The sequence below is a fragment of the Halobacillus sp. AWM4_238 genome (assembly GCF_056158265.1).
Window position 1 is genome coordinate 3,489,698 of the sequence record NZ_JBSWSY010000002.1, and the last position, 21,325, is coordinate 3,511,022.

A 21,325-nucleotide genomic window follows, 5' to 3' on the forward strand; every position below is an offset into this window, starting at 1 on the left:
CATTGCTTTTGTCTGAAGAAAGAAAAAACGGAATCCTCAGCCAGCTTAAGCTAACGGGCAAAGTCAAAGTAATAGACCTTGCAGAAGAATACGAAGTTTCAACGGAAACGATACGAAGAGACCTGGATCTGTTAGAGGAAAAGGGACTATTGCAGCGTGTGTATGGTGGAGCCATCAAAACAACATATGAGGAAGGAGAGCCACCTTTTACACAGCGGACAAGTGTGAATCATGAGGCAAAAATTAAAATTGGAAAAAAAGCGGCTGAATTTGTTCAAGATGGCGACGTGATCGCCATCGATGTTGGAACAACAACATTGGAATTTGCCCGATCCATTCGGGATAAGCAAAATTTGATCATCTTAACCAATTCTCTACCTGTGTCTTCTGTATTATCAGAAGCACTCAACCACAATCATTTTACTGGGGAGATTTTATTGTTAGGAGGGCTGATAGATCCTGAACAACAATCGGTAAGCGGACATTTAACGGAATCCGCATTAACCCAATTCAATATCGATAAGGCTTTCCTATCAGTGGGTGGTGTTTCGATCAGTGGAGGAATCAGTGATTATCGTTTGAATGAAACACATGTATCGAAAACGATGTTGAAAGCTTCAAAGGAAGTTTTTGTTCTTTCCGATTATTCCAAGTTTGGAGTCAATACGTTCTGTAAGATGGGGTCACTTGATGAAGTTGATGCGATTATCTGCGATCAACCGTTACCCGATGAATACAAGGATCATGAATTGTTAAAGGAACTCAACTGGATTACTGAATAGTTTAATTGGAAAATAGGATAGATGAGGAGAGAGGTTGTTTCGTATGGCGATCATTGCAACAGATTTAGATGGAACACTATTAAACAACAAAAATGAAATAAGTGAAGAAAATATTAAAGCGATACAATATGCCGAAAAAAAGGGAGTAGAAGTGATCATTGCAACTGGACGCGCCTATTTTGACGCCAAGTCCATTTGTGAGAAAGCTGGAATTACTCCCTATATTATTGGATCCAATGGAGCGGTGACTTACTCGAAAACAGGTGAGCAAATGGCTGCTTACTCTGTTCCCTCCCATCATTTTTCAGAACTTGTGAAGTGGCTTGATCGAAACGACTATTATTATGAAGTTTTTACAGAAGATGCGATCTATGTCCATAAGGAACGAAGAATTAAAATGGAAGAAGAAATCGTGGAGGCTAAAAAACAGAACAGACAAACGGAAAGAGAAAAACATCTTCATGAAATGGAAAAACAACTGGACCAATTCGGTTATATCTTTATGGACGATGTAGAAGACCTTTTAATAGAAGCGGAGGTCGTCTATAACATTGCGGTTTGGTCAACCGAAGAAGATAAGCTTCAGAAACTGTGGACTAAATATAATGAAATGGATCCGTTCACCATCGTGTCATCTGCTAGGTACAATTATGAAATGATGAGTCAAGAAGTATCAAAGGGAAATGCGATTAAACAATTAACGACTTTATTAAATCTACCTTTATCATCATCGATCGGAATTGGTGATAGCAACAATGATTTATCCATGTTCCAAGCAGTAGAATATAGTATAGCGATGGAAGATGCCAGCGAGGAAATAAAAAAGCAGTGTACAACCACAACGTATACAAACGAAAAGCATGGGGTGGCTGAAGCGATCTACTCTCATATTGATAAGATCTTAATTAACGTGTGAACTCTAAATAGAAGAGTTGGAGGATTTTAGGATTATGATTCTCGAGTAACAGAATAACCTGCCCTATCGATGGATGTTTGTCTATCAGGGCAGGCTTTTTTTATGTAGTTGTTCACTCTTGTCTGCTACATCGACTCGCCCTTTCGTGAGGAGAGAGTCTAACGATTATTTTTGTGTTTTATTTCTTTTTGCATAGGGATGAAATCCAAAATCTCTTTGGTCTCAAAACTATCAATGAGTCTGTCAAGCCAGTCGTAATAATTGAGCCAATTTTTCAGGTTTTTCGTATCTTCTTGAGCCTGTTCGATCATTTCTTCAGATGTCCCTGGATGTTCAATCAGTTGCTGTAATTCAGCAAGGCTTTCTTCAATCGCCCGGCTATTGGTGGTAGCGGCTGTCCGCCATTTTGTTGAAAAATAATCAAAAAAACGTTGAAATGGGTCATCATTTATAACATATAAATCCTTCCTAACTCCTTTCCGCCAAGTCTTTTCCACCATTTTGAGATCAAGCAATGTTCTCACTGCGACACTCATACTGGCTTTGCTCATTCCCAGCTCTTCTTTCATTTCATCAAGGGTAAGAGGATGATCTGAAAAGAAGAGGAGACAATAAAGGCGACCGATGGAAGGGGTGACACCATAGAGGTTCATATTTTGAGAAATGACTTCAATCACACGGGCTCTGGATTGTTCTAACATTTCATTGTCGTTCATTGATTTCACATCCTATAACAAAATGCTCAAGCTATATATAGCATAGGCTACTTGTTCAATAAAGAAATGTAAAGATTCTAATCTTATTGAAAATTGAATGATATGAAAGGAATTGTGGTTTCTTTAGTCATACAATGCATACAGTATATATTAAACGTATTAAATAGAATAAAATCACCAATTATGAGGTTTGAGAGAGGATAGTCATAACGATACAATAAAATAGTCCTAAACGGCAGATCGTTGAAAAAACGTTGGCACTTTTTTTAACTAAATCCAAGCATGCTTGAAAAGGTTATGGATGAATGACATGTCAAGAAATGATTAATAAAGGAGAGTTTTGAAACATGTTTAATGCAAAGTTGAAAAAGTTTGGTGTTATTGCAGGTCTATCTCTATCTCTTATGGTAGCCGGATGTGGTCAGGATGATTCAGAGGATACGGCTAATACCGATAATGGCGGAGATGATCAGACGGAAGCTTCCACAAATGTGGGGGAAGAGATCGATTACACAATTACTGGTATTGAGCCTGGTGCAGGTCTTTCACAAGCTACAGACAAGGCTCTGGAAGAGTATGAAAGTTTTGAAGGTTGGAAGCATGAAAAATCCTCAACGGCGGCCATGCTAACGACACTCGGAGAAGCAATTGAGAAAGAGGAACCTGTCATCGTTGCAGGGTGGTCCCCTCACTTTATGTTTGCTAAATATGATTTAAAGTACTTAGAAGATCCAAAAGGTGTTTATGGTGATGTAGAGATTATTAAAACGATTGCCAGAAAAGGGTTAAAAGAAGAAATGCCTGAAGCTCATACCATTCTTGACCGTTTCCACTGGGAACCAGCTGACATGGAATCCGTCATGCTGGATGCGCAAGAGATGGATTTTAAAGATGCTGCTCAGAAATGGGTAGATAATAACGAAGATAAAGTGGCAGAGTGGACGGAAGGTGTGGACTCCGTAGATGGTACTTCCATCGAGTTAGTGATAACACCTTGGGATACAGAACGTTCTTCAGGGAATGTTGCAAAAATTGTATTAGAAGAACAAGGGTATGATGTTGCTCTAACTCCAGTATCTCCATCTGTTATGTTCCAAGCGATTGCAACAGGGGATGGTGATGCCTCTCTGGCTCCTTGGATGCCTGCGACTCATGGTGATTTCTATGATGAATATGAGGGTGACTTTGAAGATCTAGGAGAAAACTTGAAAGGTGCCAAAATTGGACTCGTTGTACCTTCTTATATGGACATCGAATCTATAGAAGACCTTAAACCTTCAGAATAATAATAAGAGCATCACTTATAAGAAACTCCTCTTCATTGAAAGAGGAGTTTCTTTTTGTTTTGTCTGAATTCAGCTTTTGTTCTTGTTTTATGTGGGATCCAGCTACCTAGGGATTAATTGCTTACGAATATTTGAAACAATGATTAGTTAAGGATTTAGTCAGCAAAAAAAGGTAAGTTTTAATGGGGATCGATACAAAAAGAGAACCTTAAAACTGTATATATTGCTAATTGTTAATGAATACAAAAGGTGAGCTCTCTTTTTTGAAAGCAAAAAAGTGCATAAGAGTTAAATTTTTTACCATTGAAACGCTTTCACATGTCTAGCTACAATAATACACAGATAAAAAAGCGCATTCATCATTTTATGCATAACTTTGATTCCGCTTACAAAAGGAGAGACAACGGTGAATCTATTTACAATTGCATCATTTCTATTTTTTACAGGACTAGTCGCTTTGATTTCATGGTGGTTTACGAGAAAAGAAAACTTAGACACACAGGATGGTTATTTCTTAGGTGGAAGGAATTTAGGCGCTTGGGTGATCGCGGGTTCCTTGATGCTTACGAACTTATCGACAGAGCAGCTTATTGGTCTGAATGCTCAAGGGTATTCGCATACGATCGCTGTTATGGGGTGGGAAGTAGGTTCTGCCATTGCGCTCGTCGTAGTAGCCTTCTTCTTGCTTCCTAGATATTTGAAAGGTGGAATTACTACAATTCCGGATTTTTTAGAAGATCGCTATGATTTTGGAACGAAGCAAATTGTAACGATCCTTTTCTTATTTGGATATGTATTTAACCTGCTCCCTCCGATTCTTTATTCCGGTGCTGTAGCCATCAACGGAATTTTCAATATTCCTGAAGCTCTTGGTTTAAGCCGTACGGGCGGTTTATGGGTAACTGTATTTGCAATTGGAATTGTTGGATCAATTTATGCTATTTTCGGTGGATTGAAAGCGGTTGCTGTATCGGACACAATCAATGGAGTAGGATTGCTGATTGGTGGATTGCTCATACCAATCATTGGATTGTTTGTTCTTGGTGATGGATCCTTCACAAACGGATTTCAAACAATCATTGAAAATTCGCCTGAGAAGTTGAATTCAGTTGGAGGACCTGAAAACCCGGTTCCATTTGGAACGATGTTCACTGGGATGCTTCTCGTTAACTTGTTCTACTGGGGAACCGCCCAGCACATCATGCAGCGAGCGATTGCAGCTAAGAACTTGAAGGAAGGCCAAAAAGGTGTTTTGATCGCGGCATTTCTAAAGTTGCTAGGACCGGTATTTTTGATCCTCCCTGGAATTATTGCGTTTAACATGTTTGGACCTGGACTTGAGCCGACAGACGCGTATCCTCGCTTAGTTACCGAAGTTCTTCCGACGCCGCTGGTAGGATTCTTCGCGGCAGTTTTATTCGGTGCGATTCTGTCGTCATTCAACTCAGCGTTGAACTCATCCGTAACTTTGATTGCTCTTAATATTTACAAGCCTTATTTCAACCCGGATGCTCCAGATAAACAGATTGTTCGAAAAGGGAAGACTGTTGGAATCATTCTTGCGTTGTTTGCGATGTGTATTGCACCACTCATTGATCAAGTGCCTCAGGGATTTTTCCAATACCTGCAGATCGTCAACGGATTTTACAACGTTCCAATTTTCACAATTCTTATTGTCGGCTATTTGACGAAACGTGTACCGGCGATTGCAGCAAAAGTTTCCTTGTTCGTGTTTATAGTCAGTTACGCGACAACACAGCTGTTCTGGGATACAGGGGTCCACTTCCTGCACATCCTTGCTATTTTATTTGTCATTTGTTCCTTATTAATGCTATTGATTGGGAAGATTTCCCCTCGGGAGACCGATTTTATACTTGAACAAAAATCCAAAGTAAATATGAAGCCTTGGAAACTTGTTTACCCAGTTGGGATTGCTGTCACCTTGGCGATGATCATCATTTATATCCTGCTTTCTCCAGCGGGGATTATTTAACTGTTCTGCCTGCCTAATCGATTTGATATAATGGGAATATTGTCAAATTGAGTGAAAGGCGGGATCGAAATGGCTAAAGCTAGTCAACCTATTGAGTCGTTTTATCATAAAGTCTATGAAACCATGGAAGCTCTTCATCAGGAAAGTCAACACGTAAGGGAGTCTCTAGATCAGGAGACACCAGTGGACCTGGAAAAAATAGAGCGTACCGAATTTGCGCTCCAACTATCAAAAGATATGCTGGAGAATTTTGTAGGTACCGGGAAGAGCATGACGATCAATTATGATCATCGCTCAGTAACAATTGAAGTATCTAAATAAGGAAAAAGGCCGTGTGAAATACACGGCCTTTTTTTATGATTGATCGATCATCGCTCCTCGATTCACTTCACGAAATTTCCCCGGTGTCGTCTCCGTTACTTTTTTAAAGACTTTATTGAAGTAGTTGGCATTTTTATATCCAATCAGTGTTGCGATCTCTTCCGTTGAGTATTTCGTGTTTTGTAGCAGTTCTTTTGCTTTATTAATTCTCAAGTTAGTCAAATATTGAATAGGGGTTTGATGAGTCGCTTGCTTGAATTGCCGGGTGAAATGGTAACGCGACATCCCACAGGCTTCTGCCATATCGTCCGGGCTGATCTCTTCATTGTAATGGTTTTTGGCATACATAGCTGCTTCAATAATCGTCTCCGGCCACTTCGACAGGTTCTTTTCCAGGTTCGAACAATAATGGAAAAGTTCCATTGTAAATTGATAAGCAAAACCAGAAGCCTGATGAGCGTTAGATATCTTCTTTTCAGCTGCATTTTCAAGCAATTGAAGCAGGTAACGAACAGGGGCCGCATCTGGTGGTATGTTCAAAATGGGGCCAATATCATCTTGGATTTCATTCCAATAATGTTCGACGACATCTCCGTACAACGTCAAGTAGATGAATTCCCATTTGTTGCTATGGTCAGGAAGAAAATAGCGGTAATTGTCAGGGATGTTGACGATAAACGCGTGCCCTGCGGTCAGAGGGTGCATTTCTTTATTTATTTCTATTGCACCTTCACCGGAAACTGTATATTGGAATATGAATTTTCCAGTGTCTCTTCGATTCGTTCCATCCCAATCATAAAGGGTGGTAGATTGCTCGTCCCAGCCAAGCGACCAAATTTGCGCTATCTTCTGGAGCCTTGGATCAGAAAAACGGTAACCATAGGATCCGAAGGTAGGAGGAAGTTGGTCCATCTGAATGTCATCCTTTCTAATAAAGAGCAAATTTTTGCATTTTTATTTTTCGATCAGTGCCTTTCGTTTCTTTATATATAGATACTATATCTTATACATCTGACTCATCAAGCAAAAAAAGGTACAATAGCTCTTTTTATTTACCATTGATAAGAGAGGGGTGCGTTTATACAATAACATTAAATCTTACATTTTTATTGGAAGCGCTTGCGAATAGAGATCGGAGGACGAACGTATGGCAATTTTCATCAATGAAGAAAACAAACAATTTCACCTGCAGGGCAAGAATATCAGCTACGTTTTTCACGTGATGAAAAACGGACAGCTTGGCCAATTATATATTGGCAAGAGAATGAGAAACCGTAAAGACTTTAGTCATTTATCCAAAGTAGAGCATCGAGTAGCCTCGTCATATGTGTACGAAGAGGATCCTTCTTTTTCTTTGGATTTATTGAAACAGGAATATCCGAGCTACGGCACATCAGACTATCGTGAACCGGCCTTTCAATTACTTCAGCCGAATGGCAGCCGTATTTCAAATTTCACTTATCGTTCACATCAAGTCATGCAAGGAAAGCCGGAGCTTGAGGGACTGCCTGCGACCTATACGGAAAATGATGAAGAAGCGGAAACCTTAATCATTGATCTGTTTGATGATGTTACCCAGATGGAGCTCGAATTGATGTATTCGGTCTATCACGACCATAATGTCGTTGCACGTTCTGCTCGTTTCATAAATAAAGGAAGAGAACCCCACAAACTTCAGCGCGCGTTAAGTACATCGGTTGATTTTCCTGATGCAGAGTATAATCTTGTCCAGCTGTCGGGCTCATGGTCGCGAGAGCGCCACGTCCACGAGCGCCACTTGCAGCAAGGCATTCAGAGCATCACAAGCACGAGAGGGACGAGCAGCAGTCAGCACAATCCGTTTCTAGCCTTAAAGCGTAGAGAAACAACTGAGCATCAGGGGGAGGCTTTCGGTTTAAGCCTCCTCTATAGTGGGAATTTTCTTGCGCAGGTGGAAGTCGATCATTATGAAAATGCCCGAGTCAGTATGGGAATCCATCCGTTTGATTTCAGTTGGAAGCTTGAACCTGGAGAGTCTTTTCAAACCCCAGAGGCGGTAATCGCTTATTCTGATCAAGGAATGAATGGGATCAGTCAAACCTATCATGCTCTTTATCAGAAGCGTCTTGCCAGGGGGCAATGGAGAGACCGTGAACGACCAACCTTAATCAACAACTGGGAAGCGACTTATTTTGATTTTAATGAAGATAAATTGTTATCCATCGCTGAGAAATCAAACGAACTAGGTATAGAGCTTTTCGTTCTCGATGATGGCTGGTTTGGAAAGAGAAATGACGATACGACTTCACTTGGAGACTGGTTTGTTGATGAGGATAAACTTCCGAATGGACTGGCTCCCTTAGCCGAAAAGGTCAACAAAATGGGAATGATGTTCGGGCTCTGGTTCGAGCCGGAGATGATTTCAAGAGAAAGCAGGCTTTTTGAACAGCATTCAGATTGGATCATCCATGTTCCAAAGAGACATCCGTCAACCGGAAGACACCAGCTTGTCCTGGATTTTTCAAATCCAGAAGTCGTTGATTATATTTATGATCGAATGGCAGCCATTTTATCTGAGACCAATATCGATTACGTGAAGTGGGACATGAACCGTTACATGACGGAAATTGGTTCGGTAGCTCATGAATCAGACAGACAAATGGAAGTGCCTCACCGCTATATTCTAGGTGTCTATTCATTGTACGAGCGTCTTATTGAGTCATTTCCACATGTATTGTTCGAATCCTGTGCAAGCGGAGGTGCCCGCTTCGATCCTGGAATGCTTTATTACGCACCTCAAGGATGGACAAGCGACGATACGGATGCGATGGAACGGTTAAGCATTCAATATGGAACGTCGATGGTTTACCCATTAAGCAGCATAGGTGCTCATGTTTCAGCCGTTCCGAATCATCAAGTGAAGCGAATGACAAGTTTGAAAACAAGGGGAGATGTCGCTTACTTTGGAGCGTTCGGTTATGAGCTTGACGTTACTAAAATGACTGAAGTGGAGCAGCATCAGATCAAAGAGCAGGTGAACTGGTACAAAGAGCACAGGGAGTTATTCCAATACGGCCAGTTTTACCGTCTGATTAGTCCTTTTGAAGAAAACCGAAATGAAACTAGCTGGATGGTCGTTTCTGAAGGTAAAGAAAAAGCGATCGTAGGCTTTTATCAAATATTAGCAAGACCGAATCCAGGATTTGACCGTTTGCGCCTTACAGGGCTCGATCCAGACAGCGAATACCGGGTCGAAGGATTGGAAGGTACCTATTTCGGTGACGAACTGATGCAGGCCGGCCTTCAGCTCGAAAGCGCCTATAACGGAGCGCAAACAGGTGGCATAAAAGAGTCTGGAGACTTTTCGTCCCAACTGTTTGTTTTGTCAAAAGTTAATCAAACTTAAATATTGTGAGAGGTGATCAGCATGCAGGAGTTAAAACAGGCATTTGAAAATCAATTCGGGGTCAAAGGGGAGTCATCATTTTTCGCTCCAGGCCGTGTCAATTTAATTGGTGAACATATTGATTATAATGGAGGGCGCGTGTTCCCCTGCGCGTTGAGCTTAGGCACGTATGCCGTTGCCAAAAAACGTCAGGATGATAAACTTCGCTTCTATTCGATGAACTTTCCGGAGCTGGGAGTAATAGAAGCCGAGCTTTCCAGTTTAAGATACGAAGAGGAACACGATTGGGCAAACTATCCAAAAGGCGTGATCGATACGTTTAGAAAAAGCGGGTATGAAATAGAAACGGGACTAGATGTTGCGTTCTTTGGCAACATTCCAAATGGTGCTGGTCTTTCTTCTTCCGCTTCTATCGAGCTGGCCACATCTGTAATCTTGAAGGAACTAAACGATCTATCTGTTAATCAATTAGAGATGATCAAGCTTTCTCAAAAGGCTGAGAATGAATTCATTGGTGTGAACTGCGGCATCATGGATCAATTTGCCATAGGTATGGGGAAAAAAGATCATGCGATCCTCTTAGATTGTCATACGCTTGATTTTCAGCATACACCAATTTCCCTTACCGATCATTCGTTGATCATTGCCAATACGAACAAAAGACGAGGACTTGCTGACTCTAAATACAATGAACGCCGCAATCAATGTGAAGAGGCATTACAAGCCTTACAGATAAACTTAGATATCCACTCGCTCGGCGATCTATCCAAAGAAGCTTTTGAAGAAAACAAACATCTGATTGAAGATCCGATTGCACAAAAACGTGCCAAGCACGCCGTGTACGAAAATAACCGGACGATTGAAGCAGTAGAAAAACTGAATGCTGGCGACATCGGAAGATTCGGTCAATTGATGAATGATTCTCACGTTTCTTTAAGAGATGATTATGAAGTAACAGGAAAAGAATTGGACGCCCTCGTCGAAGCCGCCTGGAATGAGGGAGCCATTGGCTCAAGAATGACAGGAGCAGGATTTGGCGGATGCACGATCAGCATTGTCGATCAACATCAAGTAGACACGTTCATTGAACGTGTCGGAGAAGCTTACTATTCTGAAACAGGCTTAGAGGCCGATTTTTATGTTGTTGAGATTGGTGACGGTGCGAAAAAACTGGAGGAGGAATGACCAATGACAGTACTCGTATGTGGTGGAGCAGGTTATATAGGAAGTCATGCCGTCGCACAATTAATCGATCGTAATGAAAAGGTGATTGTTGTAGACAACCTGCAAAAAGGTCACAACGATGCCGTATTAAATGGAGCGGTATTTTACGATGGAGACTTGAGAGATCAATCGTTCATCGATCGTGTCTTCGAAGAAAATGACATTGATTCAGTTATCCACTTTGCTGCTGACTCCTTAGTAGGAGAGAGTGTAGAAGACCCGCTGAAATATTATGATAACAATGTATACGGTGCGGTATGTTTACTGAGAGCGATGGCGAAGCATTCGATTAAGCGGATTGTCTTTTCTTCAACAGCAGCTGTATATGGGGAACCGGAACAGGTGCCGATTCAGGAAACGGATCGTACTGTACCCACGAATCCATATGGAGAGACAAAGCTTGCGATTGAAAAAATGCTCAAATGGGCGGAGCAAGCGCATGGCATCAAGCATGTAGTCCTTCGCTACTTCAACGTGGCAGGCGCAGATCCTGATGGGAGAATTGGTGAAGACCACCGCCCAGAAACGCACTTGATCCCGATAATATTGCAAGTCGCTCAAGGGAAACGTGAGAAGATCATGATTTTTGGCGACGATTACCCAACAGAGGATGGGACGTGTATCCGTGATTACATCCATGTCAACGACCTGGTAGACGCCCATTTGCTGGCGATTGAAAAATTAAAACAAGAGGAAGTAAGCGGAATTTATAACCTAGGAAATGGACAAGGATTCAGCGTGAAAGAGGTCATAGACAGTGCAAGAAAAGTCACTGGTCATACAATTCCATCAGAAGTGGCTTTAAGACGAGCGGGAGACCCGGCAAAGCTTGTCGCTTCTTCTGAAAAAGCGATCAATGAACTTGGCTGGAAGCCGAACTATGCAGGTCTCGATACAATGATTAAAACCGCTTGGGATTGGTTCCAAAACCATCCGGATGGATACGAAAAATAACCGAAAGGACTGGTGAAGTGACATGACGATCTATCATGATATCGAACGCCTGATTCAGTACGGACGGCATAAGGAAATGATTAGTGTCTGGGACGTCGATTATGTGCGCAACGCTTTGTTTCACTTGTTTCAATTAAGGGGAGAAGACCCGGTTACCATTAGTGAAAGTTCTCCGGATACACCTGCTTCCATTTTGGAGCGAATGCTTAATTATGCAGTGGACGAAGGCATTCTGGAGGATAATACAACGACAGAAAGGGACTTGTTTGACCCGAAGATCATGGATTGTCTTGTTCAAAGACCTTCAGAGGTCATTCGTGACTTCTATCATAAGCTTGAAAAAGAAGGTCCTGAAGCGGCTACGGATTATTTTTACCAACTTTCTAAAGATGCTTATTACATTCGGACAGACCGAATTGCAAAAAACATGCACTGGTACAGTGAGACAGAATATGGCGATTTAGAGATTACCATTAATCTTTCAAAGCCTGAAAAAGATCCGAAGGCAATTGCTGCAGCAAAAGCGAACAAAGACGCCTCTTACCCGAACTGTTTGTTATGTAAAGAAAATGTGGGTTATGCAGGAAGACTTGACCATCCGGCAAGGGATAATCACCGCATCATTCCGCTTGATTTAGAAGGAGAGCATTGGTTCCTGCAGTATTCTCCATATGTTTATTATAACGAACACGCGATTGTGCTTTCAGGAGAACATCGTCCGATGAGCATTACGAAGGAAAGCTTCGATCGTCTGCTTGATTTCACCGATCAGCTGCCTCATTATTTTGTCGGTTCAAATGCGGACCTTCCGATTGTTGGGGGTTCTATTTTAAGCCATGACCATTTTCAAGGGGGACATCATGAGTTTCCGATGGCAAAAGCCCCGGTCGAACATGAATTCACGGTTCCTGGTTTCAAGGATGTACAAGCAGGAATTGTACGCTGGCCAATGTCTGTCATTCGTTTACGAGGAGCTGACCGCCACCGTCTATCCGAGCTGGGACAGTTGATTTTGAACTCGTGGCGCTCATACACAGATGAAGAAGCGGATGTTTACGCCCTGACGAATGGTGTACCACATAACACAGTTACCCCGATCGCTAGATGCCGAGATGGGCAGTTCGAACTGGACCTTGTGCTCCGGAACAATCGGACGAGTGACGAGCATCCTATGGGGATTTTTCACCCCCATGAAGAAGTGCACCACATTAAGAAGGAAAATATCGGCTTAATTGAAGTGATGGGCCTTGCCGTCCTGCCTGGTAGACTTGTCGATGAAATGGAAGCATTAGGCCGTTATATGGTGAATGGAAAACTTGATCATGAAGCACTGGATGATGAACGGACCTCCAAGCATGTACCTTGGGCAAAATCTATTATTCAAGAAAAGGAAATAACCAATGACAATGTGGATGAGGTTCTTCAGAATGAAATGGGGAAACGTTTTTCTAAGGTTCTCGAGCAGGCGGGTGTTTTTAAGCGAGACGACAAAGGACAACGTGCGTTTCTTAAGTTTATCAACCAACTGTAGAATGGGAAGGGATCGGAAGAACATAGGTAAGTGTAACTGGCTATTCTGCTGAACTTTGCCATAAGAAAAAGTTTATTCCCCCTTCGCGAGAGAAATTATATTTTATTTGTCTTTTATATAATTCGTCTCCAATTAAAGTTGCTCTTCAATTAATTCCTTGATGATTACATTGGGCAGGATATATAGCATGATGAGGGTTTTGTCAGGAATTATCGTGAAAAAACCACTGATAACGGGATCTTGGGGGTAATTATTTCAGGAGGGATCTTGTATGGCTGAGCCTCAAAACGTGAGTGAATTGTATGAACACTTATACCAACAACTGGGTGAATTAAAGAAAGAAACAGCTTCATTTATCGAAGGGAAAAAAGAGCTGTCTCTAGTCGAAAAGGAAAGAGCCAGCCGAGCAACCTTTGCCATTGAAGCGGCTGAAGATATCTTGCAGAATTTTGTGAGTGCTGGAAAGAGCCTCACGATCAACTATGATCATGCGTCAATGACGGTTAAAGCAAACCATCAAGACCAAAATTAGAAAAGCAGCTAGTGTGTTCTCACTCTAGCTGTTTTTTATTATTTTTTTTGCGATACTCGCCTGGTGTCTCACCCGTAATGGTTCGAAATACTTTATTGAAATAGTTCGGACTCGTGTACCCTATATTGGTGGCGATTTCCTCTACCGTAATTTTGGTATTTTCAAGGAGCTCTTTCGCTCTCGCTACTCGGACTTTATTGATGTACTGTACGGGTGTGTCATGAACGAATTTTTTGAACAATCTAGTGAAATGATATTTCGAAAGCCCGGCGGCTTCAGCCATTTGGGCCGGTGTAACTTCTTGATGGTAATGGTTTTTCGCAAACATGGTGGCACTGATGATTGAATCAGGCCAATAAGTGGATTGATCCTCCAGATCTTCACAATAACGAATCAGTTCAATCATAAAATGATAAGTTTCTGAAGATGCATGATATCCATTCAGCAATTGTTGTTTGGAAGCAAGGTCGAAGATACGGATGAGTGATTGTATAGGGGCAGACTCGGGGTGTAAGCGAATGAAATGACCAAATCGATGAATGATTTTTTTCCATTGTTGCTTAACAAAGTCTCCATAAAGCGTGATATAGATAAATTCCCACTTTTCACAGTCTTCGTCAAGAAAATACCTGAAATCACTTGGAACATCTACGAGAAATGCCTGTCCAGGTTTGATTTGATAGAATTCCCCATCAACTTTCACCCGTCCTTCGCCAGAAATGGTATATTGGAAAATACAATTTTTAATATCTTTCCTATCATTGACATTCCAGTCGTATAAAACAGAAGTCTGCTCATCCCACCCAATCGACCAGAGCTGAGCTACTTGTTCTAATTCTTGTTCTGAAAATTTGAATGCAAACGATCCGTGATCCTGTTGGCTGTACCGACTCGACATCATCCATCCCCCTTATCCTATAAAAGCAAGATTGTTTAACTTCATGAGCAATTATTCATAATTTTTCAAATTTCCTCCAAAAAAAACAATCTATCTTCTATTTTAACAGATAAACTCTCGAATAGTTGAAACGTAAACTTTAAATTTATATGGGTAATGCAGGTCCTATCTATAAAAAAATTCTTTTTATCGCGTTTAAAAGCAAGATTGTTTAATTGTCAAATAATTTTTTTACCGTTGTGACCAGTGGTTATCCATCTTAACATTAGTATCAGAAAGCGGTTTCACGTTTGAATTTTGAATGGGGGTAAAATAAATGAAAAAAATGATCAGTTTTCTTGTATTGATTTTGGTCATCGGTCTATTAACAGCGTGTTCCAGCGGTAGTGGCGGATCATCCTCTAGTGATGGAAATGCGATAACACTGTTCTCGACGATATCCGATGAGAATGTAAAGAAGGAAATGGAAGCCATCATCGATGAGTTTGAAAAACAGAATGAAGGAATTACAGTAGAAACGAACTTTCCTGGAGGAGAATACGAGAATCTTCTAAAAGTCAAAATGGCTGCGAATGATATGCCTGATGTTTTTGATACTCACGGGTGGTCCCAAATCCGTTACGGAGATTATCTTGCAGACCTAAGTGAAGAATCTTGGGCTTCTGATTTAACAGATACGATTAATCCTGTGCTAACAAATGATGAAGGAAAAGTGTATGCTCTTCCTTTGAACGAAGCGAAGGAAGGAATTTCTTACAACGTACAATTGTTGGATGAATACGGGATTGAAGTACCAAAAACGTTTGACGAATTAAAAGCAGCAGCCAAGAAAATCTCTGAAGAAAGTAATGGTGAAGTGACTCCATTCTTCTTTGCTGGAGCAGATCCATGGACGCTTGGTCAATATTTCGACTATTTTGCTACACCGCTTTTAATCAGTGATGAGAAAAATGACTACAGCGAAGAATTAAATAATGGCGACTTTGACTGGTCCAAATGGACATACTTACCAAAAAATTTCAAAGAAATGTATGACAAAGGCTACATCAATAAAGATGTATTGACTGCGAAATACTCAGATGGTCCTCGTCTATTCGCTGAAAATAAGATTGCTTTTGCGATGTATCCACCATCATTTGTAACGGAAGCGAAGAAAATCAATGAAAATGTTGAAGCTGGACTGATGCCCATTCCATCCATTCATGAGGGAGATGAGCCAACGTTTGTAGGCGGAGAACGGTATACATTAGGTGTATGGAAAGACTCTCCTAAGCAGGAAGAAGCGAAAAAACTTCTTGAATTTTTCGCACAGCCTGAAAATGCAAAGCGAATGGCGGAAGCCTCTGGGCTGCCGGCAGGATTGCAAGGAGTAGAGGCTGACAGCATGTACAAAGAGTATTATGACAAATATTCTGATGTACGCGTCTTCCCGTACTTTGATCGTGTCTACCTTCCAAATGGAATGTGGGATGTAATGACGACACTCGGACAGGAAGTGCTAGCGGAGTCCATCACTCCTGAGCAGTATTCAGATCGAATGTCTGAAGAAGTCGAGCGTTTGAGGTCACAAGAATAAGATAGAGGAGGGAGAAGGGGGGAAGAACTCCTTCTCCCTTCATGACAGAATCGAAAGGGTAGGTGTATGGAAGATGGATCAGCGTCCTGGGATTTCCTCAAAACTTCATATCAACTGGCTTTACGTCCCCGTTATCATCTTAATGTCTGTGTTCATTATTTTTCCGTTTTTAAATGGGATCAGAATTTCTTTCACAAACTGGAATGGTTATTCACAAGTAATGAACTGGGTTGGGATGGAGAACTATGTTCGGATGTTCTCCAATCCTAATACATGGTTGGTCGTAAAGAATACATTGATTTATGGCATTGGCAGTACGATTTTTCAAAACGGAATTGGATTGTTATATGCAATCTTACTGAATAAAAGCATGAAATTCAGAGCAATAACACGAACGATTGTGTACTTACCTGTCATTATAAGCCCTCTTATTATGGGATATATATGGTATTTTATTTTCCAATACAATGGCGGTGCTCTTAATGATTTCATCACACTATTTGGATTCAATCCAGCTAACCTGCTTGGAAATCCAGACTTGAACGTTTGGATTATCACTTTCGTTAATACATATCAATTTCTGGGGATTGCTATGATTATCTATCTTGCAGGACTGCAGGGAATCTCTAAAGACTATTACGAGGCAGCCACGTTAGACGGAGCATCCAGCTGGCAGCAGTTCAAAAACATTACGCTTCCTTTATTAATCCCATCGATTACGATCAACATCGTAATTAATTTGATAAATGGATTGAAGCTATTTGACGTCATCATTGCGATGACAAATGGAGGTCCTGGTTATGCCTCTCAATCGTTATCTACAATGATGTATCAACTGTACTTTGCTAGACAGGATGCAGGGTATGCAGCTTCTCTAGGGAACTTGATGTTCATCATGATTGTAATCATAAGTATGTCGGCTCTGTTTTATCTTCGTCGTAAGGAGGTAGAAGCGTAATGGACAAGCAAAATAAAAAGCTGTGGACGATGCTTGGAATTGTCATCAGCTTGCTGCACATCATCCCGTTTTACATCTTGGTTACTACTTCTTTCAAACGAAGCAGTGATTACAGCTCCAAGTGGTTGTTCCCCACCTATGCAGACTTTTCAAATTTCACCAATGCGTGGAGTCAGGCTAATATGGGAACCGCTTTGTTCAACAATATTATCATCACGGTCATTTCAGTTGGGGCTTTAATTGTACTTGGATCCTTAGCTGCTTACCCTTTAGCAAGGATTTCCAGCAAACTGAATCGTTTCATGTATCTCGCCTTTGTTGCTGTGATGATTGTCCCGCCATTGACGATACTCGTACCATTGTATAAATTCATTGTGGATATTGGAGGGTTAAACACCATATGGGCAATCGTTCTCGTCCATGTTTCATTTTGGCTGCCACTAACAATCTTCTTATACACCGGTTTTATCCGTTCTACTATTCCGAAAGAGCTGGATGAAGCGGCCATGATTGACGGAGCCACTCGTATTCAGATCTTCTTTAAAGTTGTTTTTCCATTATTAAAGCCAGTGACGGCATCTGTCATAATTATTACAGGTATGTTTGTATGGAATGACTATCAGTTCTCTGTATTCTTCTTGCAGAATTCTGAATCCCATACGATTACAGTCGCCCTTTCTCAATTCTTCTCTCAATATTCCAATGATGTGGGATTAGTTGCAGCTGGTTCGTTACTTGGAATGCTGCCAATGGTTATTCTGTTTCTGTTCTTACAAAAGTACTTTATTCAGGGGTTGGCATCTGGCTCTGTCAAAGGATAAGAGCTATCCAAAAATAAAGATTCTTACTCACTTGTAAAGTATGGAGAGAATAGATCCCTTTTTACTAAACCACTTAAATTAGAGTAAACCTTTTACATTATTTTTTTGGTGCCTGCCCCACATTTCTTTAATGTTGGGGACAGGCACTTTTTCTATTTATCTGGTAATTAAATAAGGGCGCATCATCTCATAGTCTTCATGCTCTAAAATATGGCAGTGCCACACGAACAATCCAGGGTAAGGACCGAATGGGATGATCATCCGGGTGATCTCTCCAGGCTTAGCCCGCACCGTATCCTTCCATCCTCTCTCGTTTAACGCGGGAGGGACACGTGGTCCTGTAGGAACGACTCGGCCTTCTTTTTTAAAGAGATCACGGTCGAAGGGTTGGCGGTCGAGAATCTGGAAGCGGACTAAATGAAGGTGGATGGGGTGCGTCGCTTCTGTCTCATTCAACACACTCCAGATCTCCGTTTGTCCTAGCTTGGGTGTCTCAGAAATAGGATCCGACCATAACCGTCCGTCTAACAAGTGAATGTTGCGACCATAGGAATCTTTTCGCATGTTGAGTCGTAAGTACCTCGTTTTCTGGCTTTGTGTAAGCTTAGGGACTGGTGCCAGACAAACAGGAATGGAACTTTCATCTGGACAGGTTAGAGATTGGCACACGCGGAATTGCATGATCGTCCCCGTCGTTTCAGGATCGGTTTTTTCTCCTTTGGTTTCAAAATCGTTTTGCATAACAATCGATTCTCCATAATTAGTAGAAAAGTCGATGATCACATCCGCCCTTTCTGCAGGGGCTAATACGAGAGAAGGGACACGGATCGGGGTTTCAAGTAACCCTTGATCCGTACCGATTTGGATGAATGGGGCACCGTTGGAAAGTGAAAAACGATAAAAACGGGCATTTGATCCGTTCAGTATGCGGAAACGGTATCGTCTTGGTTGTACGTTTAAATAAGGCCACACTTTGCCATTCACCAAAATTGTATCTCCGTAGAAGTCTGGGATGACAGAAGGATGAGGGGCTGTTGTGGGTTTCTCTGGTTCCGATGGGTAGTAAAGACGACCGTCTTCATAAAACGACCGGTCCTGGACGATCAACGGGATGTCGAAGGGACCACAGGGCAGATTCAATCGTGCTTCTTCATAGTCATGTATGATGTACATGCCGGCAAGACCGGCGTAAATGTTGAGGCGGGTGATGCCCATGGCATGGTCATGGTACCACAATGTCGTTGCGTTCTGATGATTGGGGTACGTGTATAATCCATTGGTAAAATAAGGCCCAACTTTTTTAAAGTGGCGGGTGAACCAAGCTTCTGGATAGCCATCACTTGTATCAGGTGTCACCCCTCCATGGAGGTGTACCACAGTTCGTACTTCCGGTTTATTTTTCTCGGCTCCATGAACGGTCGTATCAATAGGAAGGAAATGCCGGACAGGAAGTTCATTTTTCCATAGTACGTGAATCGGCTGATGTCTCCACACTTGAAAGGTCGGACCAGGATACTGCCCGTTATAGCCCCAGACCTTGGTCGGAGGAAGGTCTCGGTGCAGTTTCTGAAAGGTTTCTTTCATCGTCACTTCATAGAATGGTGCATGTTGAAAATGACACATCGGACGGATCGTCTTCATGATGGGAAGGGGATCCACGAACTTCTTCAGCATAACAATCTCTCCTCGGGATTTTAGGACTTATTCTATTTTATTTTCAAGGGAGTGGGTATACGCCTCTTTTGTGACCTATCCTGATCTGTGAAGGTATCCTCCATACACCCGATCTATGGGCTGAATTACAAGCATCCACTGTTTTGACTTTTACGTCCACATGCATCAAAATATACTTTGGATAGAAGAGGTGAAACGATGTCAGATAAAATGAATAATGTGCGTTGGTTCAGTATGGCGCTGAAAGCATTGGTCGTATTAGCTGAAAACGAAGGGCGCTGCCCGAGTGGGAAGCTTGCTGAAAAGCTCGAATCTCAATCGGTTTATCTTCGTAAGATCCTGACTCATTTGGTCAAGTCTGGGATCATAAGTGCCAAAGAAGGCCGCGATGGGGGATACTCTCTTAGTAAAACAGCAGAGGAGATCAAGCTCTCTGAAGTGTACGAATCGATTAGCGCTGAAACGGTGATGAGGGACCATTTTGAGACGGAAGGGAAACATTGTTTTTCAGGTAGATCACAACAATCTTTATGTGACTTGCAAAAGGAAATGGAATCTTGGATTTTGGATGGACTGCGAACGAAATCCTTATCTGACCTTATCGAACAGTAAAACGAAACCAGAGACGTTTCGTTTTATTTTTATGAGTAACTGTAATTGACAAAGTAACAGTTAAAGAACTATACTGTATTTGTTAAAGATACAGTTAAGGGAGTGCAAACACATGTCTAACAAAACCATGACCAAAGAAGAATATCTTAATAAAGTAAAAGAAATCGATACGACGAAGGAAGCTCCAAAAGTCCTTGAGGATACCGACTTTCTCACAATAGCTAAAGAGCGCCGTTCTGTAAGGCAGTATGACCCGGATTATAAGGTTGAACGGAAAGAGATTGAAGAACTGTTGGAAACGGCAACACTTGCTCCGTCTTCATCCAACTTGCAGTCCTGGCGTTTTCTAGTTATTGATGAACAGGAAGAGAAAGAGCGACTGCTTCCAATTGCGAATAACCAGCAGCAAATTGTGGATGCTTCTGCTGTCATTGCCGTTCTGGGAGATAAAAAAGCGTATAAAAATGCGGATCAGATTTACACCCAGATTGCTGAAAAAGGGAATATGCCAGAAGATGTGAAAGACATGTACGTGAACAGCATCTTCGACAATTATGGGAATTTCCCTGAAGAAAGACTGGCTAAAATTGCTCACATCGATGGTGGAATCGTTGCGATGCAGTTCATGCTTGCTGCAAAAGCAAAAGGATTGGATACCGTGCCGATGGGCGGATACGATGAAGAGCAATTCTTAAAAGCCTTCAACGTTCCTGAAGAATATACTTCGGTTATGCTGATTTCTCTAGGAAAAGGAGTTAAAGCTGGATTCCAAAAAACACGCCTTCCTTTGGAAAGTGTCGTGAGTTGGAATCGCTTCGAATGAAAAAAACGTTATATAAGGTCTGGTCCATTTCTTACGCAGAGTAATAAAGAAAAATCAGAAGAGCACGTTGATGAACCGTGTCAGGTATAGTTATCCTCAAGCAAAGCCTTCAACCTGCCTTAGGTACGCTAAATAATGAAACAAAGAGATGACGAGCATTTGCTCGTCATCTCTTTTTATATATCCAGCGTTTAATTTTCAAGTCATATGACCTTAGAAATGGCAAACAAGGATGAGGTGCTCCTTTTTCTCCCTATTCATGTAATAGAGGTAAAGTTGACAGATTATCGCAGAAATTTGAATTGAGTGAGGGGGTGACCCTA

Annotated in this window: 19 protein-coding genes; 15 read left to right on the forward strand and 4 right to left on the reverse strand. The window is 41.6% G+C overall.

The genetic code is table 11. The annotated features are described in order from the left end of the window. Positions 1 to 2: 2 nt before the first annotated feature. Together ACXACN_RS17440 and ACXACN_RS17445 are read left to right on the forward strand one after the other, a co-directional pair. Positions 3 to 782: a DeoR/GlpR family DNA-binding transcription regulator gene (locus ACXACN_RS17440; protein WP_474966118.1), complete on the forward strand. Its 780-nt coding sequence runs from the start codon at positions 3 to 5 to the stop codon at positions 780 to 782. A 43-nt stretch (positions 783 to 825) separates the two neighbouring features. Then, complete coding sequence (locus tag ACXACN_RS17445) at positions 826 to 1,698, forward strand: HAD family hydrolase (protein ID WP_474966119.1); 873 nt, start codon at positions 826 to 828, stop codon at positions 1,696 to 1,698. 158 nt (positions 1,699 to 1,856) lie between these two features. On the opposite strand, the gene ACXACN_RS17450 is transcribed toward ACXACN_RS17445, so the two are convergent. Further along, positions 1,857 to 2,414: a GbsR/MarR family transcriptional regulator gene (locus ACXACN_RS17450; RefSeq protein WP_474966121.1), complete on the reverse strand. Its 558-nt coding sequence runs from the start codon at positions 2,412 to 2,414 to the stop codon at positions 1,857 to 1,859. 347 nt (positions 2,415 to 2,761) lie between these two features. Between ACXACN_RS17450 and ACXACN_RS17455 the strand changes: the two genes are divergently transcribed. The 3 genes from ACXACN_RS17455 (at position 2,762) to ACXACN_RS17465 (ending at position 6,014) form a co-directional block, all read left to right on the forward strand. Continuing rightward, a complete protein-coding gene (locus ACXACN_RS17455; RefSeq protein ID WP_474966122.1) occupies positions 2,762 to 3,700 on the forward strand; it encodes a glycine betaine ABC transporter substrate-binding protein in 939 nt (312 codons plus the stop codon). A 406-nt stretch (positions 3,701 to 4,106) separates the two neighbouring features. After that, entirely contained in the window at positions 4,107 to 5,693 is a 1,587-nt protein-coding gene (locus tag ACXACN_RS17460; RefSeq protein ID WP_474966124.1) for a solute:sodium symporter family transporter, read from the forward strand. Positions 5,694 to 5,762: 69 nt separating this feature from the next. After that, a complete protein-coding gene (locus tag ACXACN_RS17465) occupies positions 5,763 to 6,014 on the forward strand; it encodes a hypothetical protein (RefSeq protein ID WP_474966125.1) in 252 nt (83 codons plus the stop codon). A gap of 33 nt (positions 6,015 to 6,047) precedes the next feature. Here ACXACN_RS17465 and ACXACN_RS17470 read toward each other — a convergent pair whose 3' ends face one another. After that, positions 6,048 to 6,926, reverse strand: coding sequence for a helix-turn-helix domain-containing protein (locus tag ACXACN_RS17470; protein WP_474966127.1), 879 nt, complete (start codon positions 6,924 to 6,926; stop codon positions 6,048 to 6,050). A gap of 235 nt (positions 6,927 to 7,161) precedes the next feature. On the opposite strand from ACXACN_RS17470, the gene ACXACN_RS17475 reads away from it, so the two are divergent. The 5 genes from ACXACN_RS17475 to ACXACN_RS17495 all read left to right on the forward strand — a co-directional run bounded on the left by ACXACN_RS17475 (position 7,162) and on the right by ACXACN_RS17495 (position 13,640). Further along, positions 7,162 to 9,399 (forward strand): alpha-galactosidase, encoded by a 2,238-nt coding sequence (locus ACXACN_RS17475; RefSeq protein ID WP_474966128.1) that lies wholly within the window; start codon positions 7,162 to 7,164, stop codon positions 9,397 to 9,399. Between the two features lie 21 nt (positions 9,400 to 9,420). Then, a complete protein-coding gene (locus ACXACN_RS17480) occupies positions 9,421 to 10,584 on the forward strand; it encodes a galactokinase (protein ID WP_474966130.1) in 1,164 nt (387 codons plus the stop codon). 3 nt (positions 10,585 to 10,587) lie between these two features. After that, positions 10,588 to 11,577, forward strand: coding sequence for a UDP-glucose 4-epimerase GalE (gene galE / locus ACXACN_RS17485; RefSeq protein WP_474966132.1), 990 nt, complete (start codon positions 10,588 to 10,590; stop codon positions 11,575 to 11,577). Positions 11,578 to 11,599: 22 nt separating this feature from the next. Continuing rightward, positions 11,600 to 13,108 carry a UDP-glucose--hexose-1-phosphate uridylyltransferase gene (galT, locus tag ACXACN_RS17490; RefSeq protein WP_474966134.1) on the forward strand — a complete coding sequence of 503 codons (1,509 nt, stop codon included), beginning with the start codon at positions 11,600 to 11,602 and terminating at the stop codon, positions 13,106 to 13,108. A gap of 271 nt (positions 13,109 to 13,379) precedes the next feature. Next, positions 13,380 to 13,640 (forward strand): hypothetical protein, encoded by a 261-nt coding sequence (locus ACXACN_RS17495; protein WP_474966135.1) that lies wholly within the window; start codon positions 13,380 to 13,382, stop codon positions 13,638 to 13,640. A gap of 19 nt (positions 13,641 to 13,659) precedes the next feature. On the opposite strand, the gene ACXACN_RS17500 is transcribed toward ACXACN_RS17495, so the two are convergent. Beyond that, positions 13,660 to 14,538, reverse strand: coding sequence for an AraC family transcriptional regulator (locus tag ACXACN_RS17500; protein ID WP_474966137.1), 879 nt, complete (start codon positions 14,536 to 14,538; stop codon positions 13,660 to 13,662). A 316-nt stretch (positions 14,539 to 14,854) separates the two neighbouring features. Here ACXACN_RS17500 and ACXACN_RS17505 point away from each other — a divergent pair, with 316 nt between their 5' ends. The 3 genes from ACXACN_RS17505 (at position 14,855) to ACXACN_RS17515 (ending at position 17,893) form a co-directional block, all read left to right on the forward strand. Then, on the forward strand, positions 14,855 to 16,114 hold the full coding sequence (locus ACXACN_RS17505) for an ABC transporter substrate-binding protein (protein ID WP_474966138.1): 1,260 nt from the start codon (positions 14,855 to 14,857) through the stop codon (positions 16,112 to 16,114). A gap of 73 nt (positions 16,115 to 16,187) precedes the next feature. Then, positions 16,188 to 17,072, forward strand: coding sequence for a carbohydrate ABC transporter permease (locus ACXACN_RS17510; protein WP_474966140.1), 885 nt, complete (start codon positions 16,188 to 16,190; stop codon positions 17,070 to 17,072). Continuing rightward, a complete protein-coding gene (locus ACXACN_RS17515) occupies positions 17,072 to 17,893 on the forward strand; it encodes a carbohydrate ABC transporter permease (RefSeq protein WP_474966141.1) in 822 nt (273 codons plus the stop codon). Before ACXACN_RS17510 ends, ACXACN_RS17515 begins: the two co-directional genes overlap by 1 nt. A 156-nt stretch (positions 17,894 to 18,049) precedes the next feature. Here the strand turns inward: ACXACN_RS17515 and ACXACN_RS17520 are convergent, their stop codons facing one another. Continuing rightward, a complete protein-coding gene (locus ACXACN_RS17520) occupies positions 18,050 to 19,567 on the reverse strand; it encodes a multicopper oxidase family protein (RefSeq protein ID WP_474966143.1) in 1,518 nt (505 codons plus the stop codon). Positions 19,568 to 19,765: 198 nt separating this feature from the next. Here ACXACN_RS17520 and ACXACN_RS17525 point away from each other — a divergent pair, with 198 nt between their 5' ends. Then, on the forward strand, positions 19,766 to 20,179 hold the full coding sequence (locus tag ACXACN_RS17525) for an RrF2 family transcriptional regulator (protein ID WP_474966144.1): 414 nt from the start codon (positions 19,766 to 19,768) through the stop codon (positions 20,177 to 20,179). Between the two features lie 112 nt (positions 20,180 to 20,291). Continuing rightward, the gene (locus ACXACN_RS17530) at positions 20,292 to 21,002 is read left to right on the forward strand and encodes a nitroreductase family protein (RefSeq protein ID WP_474966146.1); all 711 of its coding nucleotides are present in this window, start codon (positions 20,292 to 20,294) and stop codon (positions 21,000 to 21,002) included. The last annotated feature ends 323 nt before the right edge of the window (positions 21,003 to 21,325 follow it).

Bases quoted from the DNA above. Each gene is read 5' to 3' on its own strand.
- ACXACN_RS17525 (WP_474966144.1), top strand. From the start codon at position 19,766: ATGTCAGATAAAATGAATAATGTGCGTTGGTTCAGTATGGCGCTGAAA.
- ACXACN_RS17510 (WP_474966140.1), top strand. From the start codon at position 16,188: ATGGATCAGCGTCCTGGGATTTCCTCAAAACTTCATATCAACTGGCTT.
- galT (WP_474966134.1), top strand. From the start codon at position 11,600: ATGACGATCTATCATGATATCGAACGCCTGATTCAGTACGGACGGCAT.
- ACXACN_RS17450 (WP_474966121.1), bottom strand. From the start codon at position 2,414: ATGAACGACAATGAAATGTTAGAACAATCCAGAGCCCGTGTGATTGAA.
- ACXACN_RS17520 (WP_474966143.1), bottom strand. From the start codon at position 19,567: ATGCTGAAGAAGTTCGTGGATCCCCTTCCCATCATGAAGACGATCCGT.
- ACXACN_RS17500 (WP_474966137.1), bottom strand. From the start codon at position 14,538: ATGTCGAGTCGGTACAGCCAACAGGATCACGGATCGTTTGCATTCAAA.
- ACXACN_RS17480 (WP_474966130.1), top strand. From the start codon at position 9,421: ATGCAGGAGTTAAAACAGGCATTTGAAAATCAATTCGGGGTCAAAGGG.
- ACXACN_RS17495 (WP_474966135.1), top strand. From the start codon at position 13,380: ATGGCTGAGCCTCAAAACGTGAGTGAATTGTATGAACACTTATACCAA.
- ACXACN_RS17445 (WP_474966119.1), top strand. From the start codon at position 826: ATGGCGATCATTGCAACAGATTTAGATGGAACACTATTAAACAACAAA.
- ACXACN_RS17515 (WP_474966141.1), top strand. From the start codon at position 17,072: ATGGACAAGCAAAATAAAAAGCTGTGGACGATGCTTGGAATTGTCATC.
- ACXACN_RS17530 (WP_474966146.1), top strand. From the start codon at position 20,292: ATGTCTAACAAAACCATGACCAAAGAAGAATATCTTAATAAAGTAAAA.
- ACXACN_RS17455 (WP_474966122.1), top strand. From the start codon at position 2,762: ATGTTTAATGCAAAGTTGAAAAAGTTTGGTGTTATTGCAGGTCTATCT.
- galE (WP_474966132.1), top strand. From the start codon at position 10,588: ATGACAGTACTCGTATGTGGTGGAGCAGGTTATATAGGAAGTCATGCC.
- ACXACN_RS17465 (WP_474966125.1), top strand. From the start codon at position 5,763: ATGGCTAAAGCTAGTCAACCTATTGAGTCGTTTTATCATAAAGTCTAT.
- ACXACN_RS17475 (WP_474966128.1), top strand. From the start codon at position 7,162: ATGGCAATTTTCATCAATGAAGAAAACAAACAATTTCACCTGCAGGGC.
- ACXACN_RS17470 (WP_474966127.1), bottom strand. From the start codon at position 6,926: ATGGACCAACTTCCTCCTACCTTCGGATCCTATGGTTACCGTTTTTCT.
- ACXACN_RS17505 (WP_474966138.1), top strand. From the start codon at position 14,855: ATGAAAAAAATGATCAGTTTTCTTGTATTGATTTTGGTCATCGGTCTA.